The sequence below is a fragment of the Nocardioides potassii genome (assembly GCF_021648885.1).
Lineage (GTDB): Bacteria > Actinomycetota > Actinomycetes > Propionibacteriales > Nocardioidaceae > Nocardioides > Nocardioides potassii.
This window is the reverse complement of record NZ_JAKJHZ010000005.1, coordinates 323042-338508: the sequence shown is the minus strand read 5'-3', so window position 1 is coordinate 338508 and position 15467 is coordinate 323042. Positions and strand designations below refer to the sequence as shown.

Here is a 15467-nt window from a genome sequence, read left to right as displayed (position 1 = left end):
AGGTCAGTCCTTGGGCGGGTCGATGTCGCGCGGCGCGAGCTCCTCGACGTTGACGTCCTTGAAGGTGAGCACCTTGACGTTCTTGGCGAAGCGGGCGGGGCGGTACATGTCCCAGACCCAGGCGTCGGTCATCGAGACCTCGAAGAAGACGTCGCCGCTCTCCGAGCGGGCCTTCACGTCGACCTGGTTGCACAGGTAGAACCGGCGGTCGGTCTCGACGACGTACTTGAAGATGCCGACGACGTCGCGGTACTCGCGATAGAGGGTGAGCTCCATCTCGGTCTCGTACTTCTCGAGATCCTCCGCGCTCATGCGTCCTCCTCCGTCGACTCGTCCCCGGCCCCGCCGGGAGCGCCATCGACGACCCTAGTGGCCGATGCCTCGGCGAGCGGCTCGAGCCCGGCGGCGCGTCGTACGTTGACGAAGCGCATCCGGTGCTGCGGGCACGGGCCGTGCTCGGCGAGCGCCGCGTCGTGCTCGGCGGTGCAGTAGCCCTTGTGGGTGCGGAAGTCGTAGTGCGGCCACCGCTCGTGCAATTCGACCATGAGCCGGTCGCGGGTGACCTTGGCGATCACGGACGCCGCGGCGATGCAGGCCGCGACCCGGTCCCCCTTCCACACCGCGAGGCCGGGGACGCCGAGGCCGTCGACGGGGAACCCGTCCGTGAGGACGTACGACGGACGCGTCCCGAGGCGGGCCACCGCGCGTCGCAGCGCCTCGAGGTTGGCGACGTGCATGCCGAGCCGGTCGCACTCCTCGGACTCGATGACGACGACCGACCAGGCGAGCGCGCGGCGCACGACCTGGGCGTAGACGCGCTCGCGGGCCGCCTCGGTGAGCAGCTTGCTGTCGGCCAGGCCCGGCACGATGCCGGCCTTGCCCGGCGGGAGCACGACGGCGCCCGCGACGAGCGGGCCGGCGCACGCGCCCCGACCGGCCTCGTCCACGCCGGCGATCGGGTCGAGGCCCGCGCGGCGCAGGGCACGCTCGTAGCCGTAGATCCCGGCGTCGCGGCGCACGGTCACGCGCTCCGAGCGCGCGGGAGCGGGCAGGGGCACGGACAGAGAGGAGGCGACCGCGATGGTCGACCCGGTCGACCCGGTCACGAGGCTCACGAGGACGGGTCCGGCACGTCCTCGAACGTGGCCGGACGGGTGTTCCAGCGGAAGCGGTCGGCGGGCCAGAGCAGCACGAATACCTTGCCGACGACCAGGTCGACCGGGACGAACTCGTCGCCCGGCACGCACTCGGTCTCGTCGGGGCGGCACATCTTCTGCGAGGAGTCGGCCGAGCGCGAGCGGTTGTCGCCCATCACGAAGATGTGGCCCTCCGGGATCGGACCGACGGACCACTCCTCGTCGCACCGGCCGCCCGTCGGCATCGGGCCGTTGCACTTGGCGCCCATGCGCTTGACGTACGAGGACTCGTTGAGCGGCTGCCCGTTGACCGAGAGCCGGCCCTTCTCGTCGCAGCACACGATGGTGTCGCCGGCGACGCCGATGACGCGCTTCACGAGGTGCCCGCCGGTCGGGTAGAGACCGATCTTGGCCATCACCTTCGCGACCGGGTTGCTCGGGCCCGCGCTCTCGTTGGGCGGCAGCCAGCCGCCCGGGTCCTTGAAGACGACGACGTCGCCGCGCTCGGGGGTGCCATCGCCCCAGTAGGAGACCTTCTGGATGAGGATCCGGTCGTTGAGGATGAGGCCCGGCTCCATCGACTCCGACGGGATGTAGAAGGCCTGGACGAAGAAGGTCTTGATGACGATCGCGAGGACCAGCGCCACCCCCAGCAGCAGGATGGTCTCCTGCCACAGCGGCAGCTGCTTGCGCTTCGAGCGCCGCGGCGTGTCGCTCACGCCCTCCGCCGGACGCCCGCCGGAACCAGAAGACCGCGGTCCCTCGTCCGTGGAGATGGACGAAGGACCGCGGTCATCAGAAGTCACGCGCAGAGACTAACCAGTCCCTGGTCGGGATCACGCCTCGCGGCGCTCCTTGATCTTGGCGGCCTTGCCGCGGAGGTTGCGCAGGTAGTAGAGCTTCGCGCGGCGCACGTCACCACGGGTCACGACCTCGATCTGCTCGAAGATCGGGGAGTTGATCGGGAAGGTGCGCTCGACACCGACGCCGAAGGAGACCTTGCGGACGGTGAAGGTGCGGCCGATGCCCGAGCCGTGGACGCGGATCACGACGCCCTGGAACACCTGGACGCGCGAACGGCTGCCCTCGATGACCTTGACGTGGACCTTGACGGTGTCGCCGGCGCGGAAGTCCGGGACGTCGTCGCGCTTGATGGAGTTGCCGAGCTCGGTGATGAGGTTGGTCATGTGCTGCTCCTCGCGAGTGCCACAGGTCAGCCGCGGTGTGTGGTGATGGACGTGTCCGGCGCTCGGTGCGGCCGTGCCGGTGCGCCCCCTGTGGCAGGTGCGGTACGGCGGACCCCGGGGCGGTGCACCACGCGGTGGGCGTGGGTGCGTCCGGGCGACCCTGGCCTCGAGCAGACCAGTGGAGAAGTCTGCCAGAGGCGCCGGTCAGCCGGAAATCCGCTGCTCCGGACGTGCCGGGGCCCGCTTCGTCATCACCACGGCGCCCGGCGGCGCCTTCCGGTCCGGACGCAGCCGGAAGCCGGCCTTCTTGTACATCCGCTGGTTGTCGAACGACCGCTCCCCGGTGAACAGGACGTAGGTCTCGACCTCCGCCGGAGCCAGGTCCTGCACCAGCTCGAGCAGTCCCCGGCCGAGCCCACGCCCCTGCAGGTCGGGGGCGACCATGACGCGGCCGATGTCCCACTCCCCGTGCGCGTCGACCTTGCCGCGGACGGCGCCGACGAGGCGGCCCGAGGACGGCTCCCGCACGACGCGGACCACCCAGCCCTCCAGCCCGCGACGCACGTCGTCGAGGGACTCGCGCAGCGCCGGGATCTCGACCCCCGGGTTGGCCTCCAGCTCCTGCAGCCAGCAGGCGCGCTGCAGGGTGAACAGCTCCCCGGCGTCGGCGGGCACGGCAGGGCGTACGTCGAGGTCGTCGAGGCCGCCGACCGCGCCGGTCGCCGGCAGGAGGTCCGGGCGCCGCTCCGCCGTGCGGCGCTCGGCCTGCTCGCGCCGCCAGCGCGCGATGCGGGCGTGGTCGCCGGAGAGCAGCACCTCGGGGACCTCACGGCCCTCCCAGGAGGCGGGCTTGGTGTAGACGGGGTACTCCAGCAGGCCGTCCGCGTGCGACTCCTCGACCAGCGACTCGGCGTTGCCCATGAAGCCCGGCAGCAGGCGGACGACGGCCTCCGTGATCGCCAGCGCGGCGACCTCGCCCCCGTTGAGGACGTAGTCGCCCAGGCTGATCTCGCGGACCGTCCCGATCGTGGCGGCGTGCTCGATCACCCGCTGGTCGATGCCCTCGTAGCGTCCGCAGGCGAAGACGAGGTGCTCGTGGCCGCTCAGCTCGTGGGCGAGCGCCTGCGTGAAGGGCTCCCCGCTGGGGGTGGTGAAGACGATCGTCGCGCCGCGTGCGACCTCGTCGAGAGCCAGGCCCCACGGCTCGGGCTTCATCACCATCCCGGCGCCGCCGCCGTAGGGGGTGTCGTCGACCGTGTGGTGGCGGTCGGTGGTCCACCGCCGCAGGTCGTGGACGGCGAGGTCGAGCAGGCCCTTGTCGCGCGCCTTGCCCGGCAGGCTCAGCTCGAGCGGGGCGAGGTAGTCGGGGAAGATCGTGACGACGTCGATCCTCACCGGTCCTGCCCCTCGTCGACCTCGTCGGGGAACGGCGACACCAGCCCCGGGCGGTCCGCCACGACCAGCCGTCCGGCCTCGAGGTCGACCTCCGGGACGAGGGCGGACACGAACGGCACCAGCGCGTCGCGTCCGTCGGGCGTGCGGACGGTCAGCAGGTCCTGGGCGGAGCCGTGGACCACGGCAGAGACCTCGCCGAGGGCGGTGCCGTCGAGGCCGACGACGGCCAGCCCGACGAGCTGGTGGTCGTAGTACTCGTCCGGGTCCTCGGGAGCCTCGTCGTGGCCGATGGTGGCGTGCAGGACGGTGCCGCGCGCGGCCTCGGCAGCGTTGCGGTCGGGCAGCTCCTCGAAGGCGACCAGCAGGGTGCTCTGGTGCCAGCGGGCGCGGGCGACGGTGAGTGTGGACGGGCGTCGGTCGGCGCCGGCCGGGGGCTGGGCGCGCAACGTCGTACCGGGGGCGAAGCGGCGCTCGGGCTCGTCGGTGCGTACGTCGAGGGTGACCTCGCCGCGGATGCCGTGGGGCTTGCCGATCCGGCCGACCACGACCTCGATGTCCTCGTCACTCACGCGCGCAAGCGTAGAGGGACTGGCCTGTGAGCCTCCCAGCGACTCACAGCCCAGCGCGGCGGCGAGGGTGGCGGCACACGACACCGGTTCGGGGCTCGAGCATCTCGTGGGCCGCCACCCATCCGAACCTCGGAACCGCCGCTCAGGGTAGGAGCACGTCGGCGACGGCGAGGAGTTGTTCGGCCTCGTCGTGCTCACCGAACCAGTGGAGGTAGAGCCCGGTGGTGACCCGCTCCACCGAACCCGTCGGCGTCGACGAACGCCCACCCGTCCCCGCGGGCGAGCACGTTGCCCGCGTGCGGGTCGCCGTGGCAGACCACCTCGTCGGTCTCGTCGCGGGCGAGCTCGGCGGCCAGCCCGGCCGCGCGGGCCAGCGCCGCCGGGTGCGCAGACCCGTACCTGTTCCCGAGGTCGCCGAGGATCCGCAGGAGGCCATCGGCCTTGTGCTCGGCGGGCCCACCGACCGCACGCGGGACCTGCCATGCCTGCGTCAGCAGCGGCGCGACGGCCACCACCTGCGACATCAGGTCCGGGTGCGCGGTGAGCAGGCGCTGGCCGAGGCGCGCTCGGTGACGAGCACACCGCGCTGGCCGTCGTACGCCAGGACGGTGGCGTACGCCGCGGGCCCTGCCGCCATCACCCGCGCCTCGCGGTCGAGCTCGCCCGGCAGCCGCATCTTCAGGACGCCGGGCGTGCCGTCGGACAGGCGCACCGACAGCGTCGGCAGGATGCTGTGCCCGAACCAGCCGTCGATCGTCAGGTCCCAGTCGGCGACCACTGCGGGCAACGTCGTCGTCAGGTGGTCGACGGCCGGCGCCAGGTCGACGTCCGCGCCCCGCTGCCGGCGCCGCGCCTCGTCGACCACCTGCGCGAACACGTCGTCCACGCGAGCACGGTAGCCCGAAACGACGCTGACCCGGCACACAGCGTGTGCCGGGTCAGTGACGATGTGCCGGGTCAGTGACGATGTGCCGTGTCAGCGGCGCCGGTCGGTGTCCACGAAGTCCACCCGCGCGCCGCCGCGGCCGGCGAGGGCCGAGACGACGGTGCGGAAGGCGGTCGCGGTGCGACCGTTGCGGCCGATCACCTTGCCGAGGTCGTCGGGGTGCACCCGGACCTCGAGGATCGAGCCGCGACGCAGCTGCTTGTCGCGGACGGTGACGTCGTCGGGGTGGTCGACGATGCCCCGCACCAGGTGCTCGAGAGCCTCGGCCAGCACGATCAGGCCTGCTTGTCCGCGTCGACGCCGGAGGTGTTCTTCCCGGCGTCCTCGGCCGAGACGTTCTCCAGGTCGGCGTTGGCCTCGGCGGCGCCCTCGGGGGTCTCCGACGCTGGGACCTCGGCCGGGGCGTCAGCCTCGGCGGCGGGCTCCTCGGTCTTCTTCTCGGCCTTCTTCCTGGCGGTCGTCGCGGCGCCCTTGGGCTCGGCGGCGGCCTCCTTGAGGGCCTCGTTGAAGATGTCGAGCTTGGAGCGCTTGGGCTCCTTGACCTTCAGGGTGCCCTCGGTGCCGGGGAGACCCTTGAAGGTCTGCCAGTCACCGGTGACCTTGAGGATGGCCTCGACGGCCTCGGACGGCTGCGCGCCGACACCGAGCCAGTACTGCGCCCGCTCGGAGGTGACCTCGATCAGCGAGGGCTCCTCCTTGGGGTGGTACTTGCCGATCTCCTCGAGCACCTTGCCGTCGCGCTTCTTGCGCGAGTCGACGACGACGATGCGGTACTGCGGCACCCGGATCTTGCCCAGGCGCTTCAAACGAATCTTGACGGCCACGTCTGTGGTGTCTCCTCAGGAATTGTCGTGGGTGAGGGACCGTCGCCAGGTGGGGTCACCGGGTCCGGTCACTCGATGGGCGCTGCGTCGCTCGGATGAGAGGGTCCGGACGCGCAGGACACGGGGACGAATTCTGCCAGACGGATGCGGTGGGCCACCAATCAGCCGCCACCCGGTCCTCCGCACTCGGTGCGTGGGCGTCGTCAGAGCCCGATGAATGCGCGAACGGCGTCCGCGCCGGTGACCTCGACCGCGTGGCCGCCGCGCACGAAGCTCTCGGGCGTCAGGACGAGCCCCTGGTTGAGCGCGAGCTCGCCCTGGCGCTGGATCCGCTGCACGGCCGTGGGCCGGTAGCCGACCTTCCGCGAGACGCCGAGCGAGGCGGGGTTGTCGAGGAACGCCGCGGAGGTGATCTCCTCGAAGCCGAGGTGGTCGAAGAGCAGCTCGCAGAACGCCTGCCGCATCGCCGTGCCGAGCCCGCGGCCCTGGAAGTCCCGCCCGAGCCACGACCCGGTCTCCCCGGTCCGGGTCACCGGGAAGTTCTTCGCCGCGACGCCCTGGCAGCCGATGACCTGACCGTCGAGCAGCACGGCGAGGTCGAGGCAGAAGTCGTCGGGCGTGAAGGTCGAGCGCTTGCTCCAGTGGTACGCCGCGGTGTTGCGGCCGAGCTCGCCGACCGGCGCCAGTGACCACGGGAAGTAGAACGGCATGGTGTCGGGGTCGTGGATCCCCGCCTCCGCGAGGTCGCACACCTCGCGGAGCAGCTCGTCGGTCAGGCCGCGCAGCTCCAGCGGTCCCGCGACGACGTGCAGGCCGAAGGGCGGGTACAGGTCGACGAGCGTGCTCATCGCGCCATCCTCGGCGCAGTGGTCTACCCAGGCCAAACCGGTGTCGCGCGGAGGCAACGAACCCCGCGCCCCGCACGTCTCCCCTGCGTGACCACCGTGCACCCGGTCGACGAGCCCGCACCGCTGACGCTCCCGGCCCGTCTCACCGCTCCCCCGCGCCTGACCCAGCGGCACCCGTCGCTGCTGCCGGCCGCGATGCTGGTGCACCGCGCCCGACGTCGTACGCGGTGGGTGCGCGACGGCTGGACCGGGCAGGTGGCGTGGGCGCGACGTCGCGACGAGGACGACCTCCCGGTGAGGCTGGTGCAGCACGGCTCGCTGCTGCTCCGCGAGCTCGACCCCGGCCAGATGCACCTGCAGCACAACAAGGTCACCAACCTGCGGCTGGCAGCGTCACGGCTGGACGGGATCGTCGTCGCGCCCGGCGAGACGTTGTCCTTCAACCGGGTGGTGGGCAACTGCACCCGGCGCAAGGGGTACGTCGACGGGATGAGGCTGTCCAACGGCTCGGCCGAGTCGGGTGTGGGCGGCGGCATCTGCCAGCTGGCCAACCTCGTGCACTGGATGGTCCTGCACTCGCCGCTCACCGTGGTCGAGCGCTCGGAGCACTCGTTCGACCCGTTCCCCGACCGGGGCCGGGTGCTGCCGTGGGGGGTGGGCTGCTCGATCGTCTACAACTACGTCGACCTCGTCGTGCGCAACGACACCGAGCACCCCTTCCAGCTGCGCACATGGGTGGGTGACCGCTACCTGCACGGCCAGCTGCGCACGGACGTGCGTCCGGAGCACTCCTGGAAGGTGGAGGCCCGCGACGAGCAGTTCCTGCGGAGCGAGGGCCGCGTCTTCCGGCGCAACGAGATCTGGCGCCGGGTGATCGATCGTCGTACGGGCGAGCACGTCGGCGAGGAGCTGCTCAAGTCCAACTGCGCGCTCGTCGTCTACGAGCCCGGTCCGGACGTCGAGGTCATCGACCTCGACTGACCAGCGCTCCTCGCAGCACGATCGCGCTCGGGGTGCGCAGCACCGACAGGTCGTCGACCGGGTTGCGGTCGTAGACGACGAAGTCCGCCGACGCCCCCTCTTCGAGGCCGTCCGCGCCGAGCCACTCCCGCGCCCGCCAGCTCGCGGCGCCGAGCGCGTCGAACGCCGGCATCCCGATCCGCACCAGCGCCTCGATCTCACCGGCGATGTTGCCGTGCCGGCTGATGCCGCCGCCGTCGGAGCCGGCGTAGATCGGCACCCCGGCGTCGTACGCCGCCATGATCGTGGCGGGCATCCGGGCGTAGAGGTCGGTCATCGTGGCGGAGTAGTCCGGGAACCGCTCGCGGCCGGCGGCCGCGTGCTCGGGGAACTTGTCGAGCTGCATGACGGTCGGCACCAGGCGCGTGCCGTGGGCGACCATCGCGTCGATGAGGTCCTCGGTGAGGCCGGTGCCGTGCTCGATGCAGTCGATCCCGGCCTCGATGAGGCCGGGCAGCACGCCGTGGCCGAAGCAGTGCGCGGTGACCTTGGCCCCCTCGGCGTGCGCCGCCGCGATCGCGTCGGCGAACGCCTCCGCCGGGAAGGACGGCGCGAGGTCGCCCTCCTCGCGGGAGATCCAGTCCCCCACCAGCTTGATCCAGCCGTCGCCGTCGCGGGCCTCCCGGGCGGCGTACGACGCCAGCTCGGCGGGCTCCACCTCGTGGGCGTAGCCGCGGATGTAGCGCTTGGTGGCGGCGATGTGGCGTCCGCAGCGGACGAGCCGCGGGAGGTCGTCGCGGTCGTGGATCCACCGGGTGTCCGCGGCGGACCCGGCGTCGCGGATCAGCAGCGCTCCGCCGTCGCGGTCGTCGATCGCCTGCTGCTCGGTGGTCGCCTCGTCGACGGCACCGTCGTCGTCGAGGCCGAGGTGGCAGTGCGCGTCGACCAGCCCGGGGACGATCCAGCCCTCCGCGACCGTGTCCGCGCCGGCCTGCTGCTCGTAGGTGATCCGACCGTCGACGACGTACAGGTCACGACTCTCACCCTCAGGGAGGACCGGTCCGCGAAATCGTTGCGCTCGCATGGCTCCGACCCTAGGGCGTCCATCCGTGGGGGTGTAGGACGCCTCGGAGGGGCCTTCTTACCGTCGACGTCGATGCCCGGGGCGGACCGCCCCGACCGTGGGAGGGTCCGGCACCGACGACGCGGCTACCGCCGCGTGGCGACGGGCATCGTCTTGGGAGGAAGACAGCATGAAGACAAGCACATCTCGTAGCACTCGTCTCTCCACGGCGCTCTCCACCGGCGTCCTCGCCCTCGTGATGGCCCTCGGACTCGCCTCGGTCGGCATCGGCGCCGCCTCCGCGGCGACCCCGGACCGCACGTCCGCCCGCTCGGTGGTCGGCACGTCCGACGCCGGCAAGATCACCAGCACCGTCGTCGGCAAGGCGTCCGACGGCGGCAAGGTGACCGGGTCGTTCACGCCCACCCGCTTCGTCCAGCGTGACGGGATGCTGTGGGCCAAGGGCTTCCTGCAGGGCAAGATCACCCACCCCGACGGCACGACCACGAAGTTCTCCGGGATCAAGAAGATGCCGGTCAAGAAGATCAACGGCCAGTCCGTCATGGACGCACGGGTCGCCAACCGGGCGGCTGCCTGCGACATCCTCAACCTCGTGCTCGGCCCGCTGGACCTCAACGTCCTCGGCCTGGAGATCCACCTCCAGCGCGTGGTGCTCGACATCGTGGCGGTCGCCGGCGCCGGTCAGCTCCTCGGCAACCTGCTCTGCGCGGTGGCCGGGCTGCTCGACGGCGGACCCCTCGCCGGCCTGCTGGGTCAGCTGAGCAACCTGCTCAACCAGATCCTCGGACTGCTCAACCTGGGCGTCTGACCGAGTCCCCACGGTCGACAGTGGAGCCGGGGGCCGGACCTACCGGCCTGCGGCTCCACTGTCGCGTCAGATCCGGTCGAGCAGCCAGGACGGGCTGAGCACCTGGGCCGGCGAGACGTTGGCCGCCAGCATCCGGTCGGCCGTCACGACCGTGACCACCGCGCCCGACGCCACCGCACGTCGCGCCTCGACACGGATGGCCGCGTCGCCGTCCCGGGAGGCGTGGACCGTCGTCACGTGCGCGTCCCGCCCGGCCCGTACGCCGCTCTTCGCCTGCCCCTCGAGCACCAGCACGATCTCGTCGTACGACGTGTCGGCGACGAGCAGCCGCTCGTGGAGCCGCCGGGCCGCGCCGGCGCGGTCCTTCCACCACCCGTCGGGCACGGAGCCGACGACGTTGGCGCCGTCGACGACCAGGACTGAGGGCACCCGTCGAGTGTGTCAGCCGGCCACTAGTCGGTCAGCACGAACTCGTTGCCGCGGGTCACCGCGACCACCGAGCCGTCGGCGTGGATGCCGTCGATCTGCACCTCGGGGCTGCCGATGACGATGTCGACGTGGGTGTCGGACTGGTTCAGGCCCTCACCGATCCGCTGCTCGGGGCTGAGCTCGAGCGAGCCGTCCATCCCGACCGTGTAGCCCATGCCCCACGCGACGTGGGAGCCGACGTTCTCGTCGAAGAGCATGTCCTTGTAGACGAGGTCGGTGCGCGCGACGGCCGAGTCGGCGTCGACGATCGCGACCTCGCCGAGGTGGCGCGAGCGCGGGATCAGGTCGAACTGCGCCTGCACCGCCTCCTCCCCGCGATCGGCCCTGGCTCCGGTGATCGTACCGTCGCTGATCTCGATCTCGAGGCCCTCGACGAGCGCACCCATCGTGGCGAGGAAGAACGGTGCGGACGTGCGCACGAAGCCCTCCGCACGCCGCCAGTCCGGGGAGACGAAGACCTCCTCGGTGGGCATGTTGGGGACGAACTCGACGCCGGCGTCGTTCTCCACCGAGCCGCCGACCCAGCGCGAGCGCTCGGACAGGCCGAGGGTGAGGTCGGTGCCGGGCCCGCGGTAGCGGATCTTGTCGAAGCCGTGGGCGTTGAGTGTCGCCGCCCGCGCCTTGAGCTTCTCCACGTGGGAGCGCCACGCCGCGATGGGGTCGGCCTCGTCGAGGCGCATCGAGGTGGCCACCGCGTCCCACAGCTGGGCGAGGTCGGCGACGCCGACGCTGTCGGCCCACCCCTTGGTCGGCGCGCCCACGACCGTCCAGGCGACCTTGTTGGTCGTGACGAGCGGCGCGACCTCCTTGATCATGTCGATCGGCACCGACTTCGCGAGCCGGGCCGGGTCGAGGCCCTCCATCAGCGTCGGGTGGGGGTTGCCGGACAGGCTGATGAGCGCCGGGCGGCTCTCGTTCCAGCCGCGCGCCTGCGCGAGGAGGTGATCGGGAGAGCTGCCGAGCACCTCCTCGGGGGCGTGCTCGACCGCGGCCTTCTGGAGGAACGGGTCGTCGTAGTTCACGACGACCCGCGACGCGCCCACGCGGTAGGCCTCCGCCGCCAGGGCCCGGGCGGCGTCGGCCTGCTCGGGCAGCGCGCTGATCACGACCTCCTGGCCGGGCTGGACGTTGACGCCCACCCGCACCACGAGGGCGGCGTACTTCTCCAGCAGCAGGTCGAACGGCTCGCTCACCCGGGTCCCCTCCATCGACGTGGTTGCACACTCAACCAGCAAGGAGGCCCTGACGGGGAGATTGATACCGCCGGTCTCACTTGAGGAACTTGGAGAAGTCCTTCGGGAGGTTGAGCTGCTCGGCGGCCTTCTCGTAGTCGATGTCCGCGCCCTCGGGGTTGCCGAACGGGTTGGCGGCCCTCTCGGCCGCTGCCGCCTTCTGCGCCGCGGCCTGCTGGGCGGCCTTGGCGGGGTTGCCGGAGACCCGCTTGCTCTTGCCCTTCTTCGCCTGCTGCTTGGCCCCCGCGCGCTTGCCACCGCCGGGCAGGCCGGGCATCCCGGGCATGCCCGGCATCCCGCCGCCGCGGGCCATCGACTCCATCATCTTGCGCGCCTCGAAGAAGCGGTCGACGAGCTGGTTGACGTCGGAGACCTGGCGCCCCGAGCCCTTGGCGATGCGGGCTCGTCGCGAACCGTCGATGATCTTGGGGTTCTCGCGCTCGGCCGGCGTCATCGACTGGATGATCGCCTGGATGCGGTCGATCTCGCGCTCGTCGAAGTTCTCGAGCTGGTCACGGAACTGACCCATGCCCGGGAGCATCCCCATGATCTTGGTCATCGAGCCGAGCTTGCGGATCTGCATCATCTGCTGGAGGAAGTCCTCCAGCGTGAAGCCGCCCTTGGTGCCGAGCTTCTCGGCCGCCTTCAGCGCCTGCTCGGAGTCGAAGGCCTTCTCGGCCTGCTCGATCAGGGTGAGCATGTCGCCCATGTCGAGGATGCGCGAGGCCATCCGGTCGGGGTGGAAGAGGTCGAAGTCGGTCATCTTCTCGCCGCTGGAGGCGAACATGACCGGCTTGCCGGTGATCGAGCGGATCGACAGCGCGGCACCACCGCGGGCGTCGCCGTCGAGCTTGGTGAGCACCACCCCGTCGTAGCCGACGCCGTCGAGGAAGGCCTGCGCGGTCGTGACCGCGTCCTGGCCGATCATCGCGTCGACGACGAAGAGGACCTCGTCGGGCTGCACGGCGTCGCGGATGTCCGCGGCCTGCTGCATCAGGGTCTGGTCCACGCCGAGCCGGCCGGCGGTGTCGATGATGACGACGTCGTGCAGACGACGCTTTGCCTCCTCGATCGACGCGCGCGCGACCTCGACCGGGTTGCCGGTCCCGTTGCCGGGCTCGGGCGCGAAGACGGGCACGCCGACGCGGTCGCCGTTGACCTGGAGCTGCTGGACCGCGTTGGGCCGCTGGAGGTCCGCCGCGACGAGCATCGGCGTCTTGTCCTGGTCCTTGAGCCAGAGCGCGAGCTTGGCGGCCAGGGTCGTCTTGCCGGCACCCTGGAGGCCGGCGAGCATGATGACCGTCGGGCCGGACTTGGCGTAGCGCAGGCGGCGGGTCTCGCCGCCGAGGATCGTGACGAGCTCCTCGTGGACGATCTTGATGATCTGCTGCGCGGGGTTGAGCGCGCCGCTGACCTCCTCCGAGCGTGCCCGCTCCTTCACCGCACCGACGAACTCCTTGACGACGGGCAGCGCGACGTCGGCCTCGAGCAGCGCGATCCGGATCTCGCGCGCGGTGGCGTCGATGTCGGCCTCGGAGAGCCGGCCCTTGCCCCGCAGGTTCTTGAAGGTGTCGGCAAGGCGGTCGGAGAGTGTGGCGAACACGGTGTGGGTCAGTCCCTCGCATCGATGGCGGAAGTCAGGGGTGGTACGACGCGCAAGCCTAGCCGTCGGGGCGTCGTGCCACTCAGCCGCCGAGGGCGGTCCGTACGGCGTGGGCGGCCGCGGCGGCGCGCTCCTCCGTCGGCCGGACCCCGCCGTCCTCCTGGACGTAGAAGACGTCGACCGCCTGCGGCCCGAGCGTCGACACGTGGGCGGAGGCGACGGTGAGGCCGAGCCGGGCGAGGGTGGTGAGCACCCGGTGCACGACGCCGGGGCGGTCCGAGGTGCGGATCTCCAGCACGAGCGAGGCGCGCGAGGCGTCGGGGCGGACCTCGACGATCGGTGGCAGCTCGCCCTCGGGGCGCTCGGGCAGGTCGGGCAGCTGCTGGCTGCCCTCGACCACCCTGCGGATCCGGTCACGCACCTTGGTGGCGTCGAGGTAGGCGTCGGGCACCTCCCACGAGCTGACCCCCCACTCCCCCTCGGCGTCGACCTGCGCCCACGCGCGTGCGGCGTGCACCGGCACCCGCAGCGCCGCGAGTCCTCCGGCGACGTCGGCGAGCAGCCCGACCCGGTCGGCCGCCACGACCGTGACGGTCGCGCCGATGCCGTGCGGCTCGACCGTGACGGACACCGCGTCCGGGTCACGTCGTACGACGTCGGGCACGGGGATCGTCTCCACCGGCGGGACTGGACTGGCCTCGGCCCCGAGGGCGGTGTCGGCCCGGAGCACGAGCCGGTCGACGAGCGAGGCCCGCCAGGTCGTCCAGGCCTGCGCCGAGGTGGCGCGGGCGTCGGCCTCCGTCAGGGCGCGCAGCAGGTCGAGGCTGGCCGCGTCCGGCACGTGGCTGAGCAGCTCGGTCGTCGTGGCCGGGTCGTCGGGGTCGCGGGTGGTGGCGAGGTCCGCGAGCAGCAGGTGCCAGCGGACCAGCGAGGCGACCACTTCTGCGTCGAGGTCGGTGAAGCCCATACGGGCGACGATCTTGCGGGCGACGGGCTCGCCCGCGACGGAGTGGTCGTGCAGCGAGCCCTTGCCGATGTCGTGCAGGAGCGCGGCGACGAGCAGCAGGTCGGGGCGACGGACCGTCCGGATGAGGGCACCCGCCTCCGCACACGTCTCGACGACGTGCCGGTCGACGGTGAAGCGGTGGATCGCCGACGCGTGCGGCAGGAGCCGGATCTGCTCCCACTCGGGCAGGAAGGTCTCGATGCCGTCGATCTCGTCCAGCGTCTCCCACACCGGGAGCAGTCCGGGGCCGCTCGCCAGCAGCCGCACGAGCGCGTCGCGGGCGGCGGCCGGCCACGGCACCGGGAGCGGCGCACCCTCGCGGACGAGCCGGGCGGCGGTGGTGGGGGCGAGCACCGCGTCGCGCGACGCCGCCTCGGCGGCGGCCCGCAGGAGCAGGGTCGGGTCCTCGGCGGGCTTGGTGCCGGCGTCGAGGACGACCTCGCCGCGGGACAGGGCGATCCCGGGCGCGATGCGCTCGAGCGCCGGCGTACGGCGTCCCTTCTCGCCACGCGCCAGCGTGGTCACCGCATCGGTACGTCGCCACGCCAGGCGCGAGAGGTGGGCGATCCGACGCCCCAGCGAGCGCACGTGCCGCTGCGCCGCCTCGGCGTCGGGGAGGTCGAGGCGCTCGGCCAGCGGCCCCCACATCTCAGGCGCGATCCGGTCGCTCGGCCGTCCCGCGATCTGCTGCACCTCGTCGCGGACGTCGAGCAGCATCAGCCGCGCCGCCTCGAGCGCCGGGGTCGAGGCGTCGACCAGCCAGCTGGCCTCGATCGCCTTGAGCACTCCCGCGTCGCGCAGGCCGCCCTCGGCCTCCTTGACGTCGGGGACCGAGGCGTGGGCGAGCTCCCCGGTGACGTCGTGGCGCTTCCGGGTCATCGCCTTGAGCTCCGGCAGGCGCGTGCGCGCCTGCCGCCGCCAGTCGGCGAGCATCGTGGTGCGCAGGCGGAGGGTGAGCCCCGGGTCGCCCGCGAGGTGGCGCACGTCGAGCAGCCCGAGCGCGACCCGCAGGTCCGCCGCGGCATCGACCACCTCGCCCATCGAGCGGACCGAGTGGTCGAGCCGGCGACCGGAGTCCCACAGCGGGTACCACAGCGAGCTGCCGAGCTCGCCGAGGTCGACGGCGTCCTCGTGGACGAGCACCACGTCGAGGTCGGAGTGGGGCGCGAGCTCGCCGCGCCCGTAGCCGCCCACCGCGACCAGGGCCACCCCGGTGGCGGGCCCGGCGGAGGCGGCGTACGCCTCGCGGCAGAGCTCGTCAGCCGCGGCGGTGCGCGCGGTGCGTTCGTGCGCGGTCACCTCAGTCCTCCTCCGAGAGTCCGGCCGGGGCCGGAGGGGTAGCGCGACGCCCCGACGCCTCAGCGCCGGGGCGTCGCGTGG

Annotated in this window: 18 protein-coding genes; 2 read left to right on the top strand and 16 right to left on the bottom strand. The window is 72.1% G+C overall.

The window, feature by feature from the left end; translation table 11 throughout:
- Positions 1 to 3: 3 nt before the first annotated feature.
- From L2K70_RS06105 to L2K70_RS06055, 11 genes are all read right to left on the bottom strand, one after another.
- Positions 4 to 312: a DUF2469 domain-containing protein gene (locus tag L2K70_RS06105; RefSeq protein ID WP_236400389.1), complete on the bottom strand. Its 309-nt coding sequence runs from the start codon at positions 310 to 312 to the stop codon at positions 4 to 6.
- Entirely contained in the window at positions 309 to 1025 is a 717-nt protein-coding gene (locus L2K70_RS06100) for a ribonuclease HII (protein ID WP_236401539.1), read from the bottom strand. The genes L2K70_RS06105 and L2K70_RS06100 overlap by 4 nt, the downstream gene beginning before the upstream one ends.
- Positions 1026 to 1111: 86 nt before the next feature.
- Entirely contained in the window at positions 1112 to 1855 is a 744-nt protein-coding gene (lepB, locus tag L2K70_RS06095; protein ID WP_236400387.1) for a signal peptidase I, read from the bottom strand.
- A gap of 117 nt (positions 1856 to 1972) precedes the next feature.
- A complete protein-coding gene (rplS, locus tag L2K70_RS06090; protein ID WP_236400384.1) occupies positions 1973 to 2323 on the bottom strand; it encodes a 50S ribosomal protein L19 in 351 nt (116 codons plus the stop codon).
- A 204-nt stretch (positions 2324 to 2527) separates the two neighbouring features.
- Positions 2528 to 3718, bottom strand: a complete 1191-nt coding sequence (gene trmD / locus L2K70_RS21570) for a tRNA (guanosine(37)-N1)-methyltransferase TrmD (protein ID WP_236400382.1) — start codon at positions 3716 to 3718, stop codon at positions 2528 to 2530.
- Positions 3715 to 4287, bottom strand: coding sequence for a ribosome maturation factor RimM (gene rimM, locus L2K70_RS06080; protein WP_236400380.1), 573 nt, complete (start codon positions 4285 to 4287; stop codon positions 3715 to 3717). The genes trmD and rimM overlap by 4 nt, the downstream gene beginning before the upstream one ends.
- A gap of 194 nt (positions 4288 to 4481) precedes the next feature.
- The gene (locus tag L2K70_RS06075; protein ID WP_236400378.1) at positions 4482 to 4811 is read right to left on the bottom strand and encodes a phosphotransferase; all 330 of its coding nucleotides are present in this window, start codon (positions 4809 to 4811) and stop codon (positions 4482 to 4484) included.
- Positions 4811 to 5173: a hypothetical protein gene (locus L2K70_RS06070; protein WP_236400376.1), complete on the bottom strand. Its 363-nt coding sequence runs from the start codon at positions 5171 to 5173 to the stop codon at positions 4811 to 4813. Before L2K70_RS06070 ends, L2K70_RS06075 begins: the two co-directional genes overlap by 1 nt.
- Positions 5174 to 5263: 90 nt before the next feature.
- Positions 5264 to 5506: an RNA-binding protein gene (locus L2K70_RS06065; protein ID WP_090973096.1), complete on the bottom strand. Its 243-nt coding sequence runs from the start codon at positions 5504 to 5506 to the stop codon at positions 5264 to 5266.
- Between the two features lie 2 nt (positions 5507 to 5508).
- Entirely contained in the window at positions 5509 to 6057 is a 549-nt protein-coding gene (gene rpsP / locus L2K70_RS06060; RefSeq protein WP_236400373.1) for a 30S ribosomal protein S16, read from the bottom strand.
- Positions 6058 to 6260: 203 nt separating this feature from the next.
- Entirely contained in the window at positions 6261 to 6905 is a 645-nt protein-coding gene (locus tag L2K70_RS06055; RefSeq protein ID WP_236400371.1) for a GNAT family N-acetyltransferase, read from the bottom strand.
- 87 nt (positions 6906 to 6992) lie between these two features.
- Here L2K70_RS06055 and L2K70_RS06050 point away from each other — a divergent pair, with 87 nt between their 5' ends.
- Positions 6993 to 7886 (top strand): VanW family protein, encoded by an 894-nt coding sequence (locus tag L2K70_RS06050; protein WP_236400368.1) that lies wholly within the window; start codon positions 6993 to 6995, stop codon positions 7884 to 7886.
- Here the strand turns inward: L2K70_RS06050 and L2K70_RS06045 are convergent.
- Entirely contained in the window at positions 7870 to 8949 is a 1080-nt protein-coding gene (locus L2K70_RS06045; protein WP_236400366.1) for an amidohydrolase family protein, read from the bottom strand. The genes L2K70_RS06050 and L2K70_RS06045 overlap by 17 nt on opposite strands.
- A 169-nt stretch (positions 8950 to 9118) precedes the next feature.
- On the opposite strand from L2K70_RS06045, the gene L2K70_RS06040 reads away from it, so the two are divergent.
- Positions 9119 to 9757 (top strand): hypothetical protein, encoded by a 639-nt coding sequence (locus L2K70_RS06040; protein ID WP_236400363.1) that lies wholly within the window; start codon positions 9119 to 9121, stop codon positions 9755 to 9757.
- Positions 9758 to 9823: 66 nt separating this feature from the next.
- Here L2K70_RS06040 and L2K70_RS06035 read toward each other — a convergent pair whose 3' ends face one another.
- The 4 genes from L2K70_RS06035 to L2K70_RS06020 form a co-directional block, all read right to left on the bottom strand.
- Positions 9824 to 10186, bottom strand: a complete 363-nt coding sequence (locus L2K70_RS06035; protein WP_236400361.1) for a hypothetical protein — start codon at positions 10184 to 10186, stop codon at positions 9824 to 9826.
- A gap of 23 nt (positions 10187 to 10209) precedes the next feature.
- On the bottom strand, positions 10210 to 11439 hold the full coding sequence (locus tag L2K70_RS06030) for an aminopeptidase (protein ID WP_236400359.1): 1230 nt from the start codon (positions 11437 to 11439) through the stop codon (positions 10210 to 10212).
- A gap of 76 nt (positions 11440 to 11515) precedes the next feature.
- On the bottom strand, positions 11516 to 13081 hold the full coding sequence (gene ffh / locus L2K70_RS06025; RefSeq protein WP_236400356.1) for a signal recognition particle protein: 1566 nt from the start codon (positions 13079 to 13081) through the stop codon (positions 11516 to 11518).
- 82 nt (positions 13082 to 13163) lie between these two features.
- Entirely contained in the window at positions 13164 to 15386 is a 2223-nt protein-coding gene (locus L2K70_RS06020) for a [protein-PII] uridylyltransferase (RefSeq protein WP_236400354.1), read from the bottom strand.
- Positions 15387 to 15467: the final 81 nt, after the last annotated feature.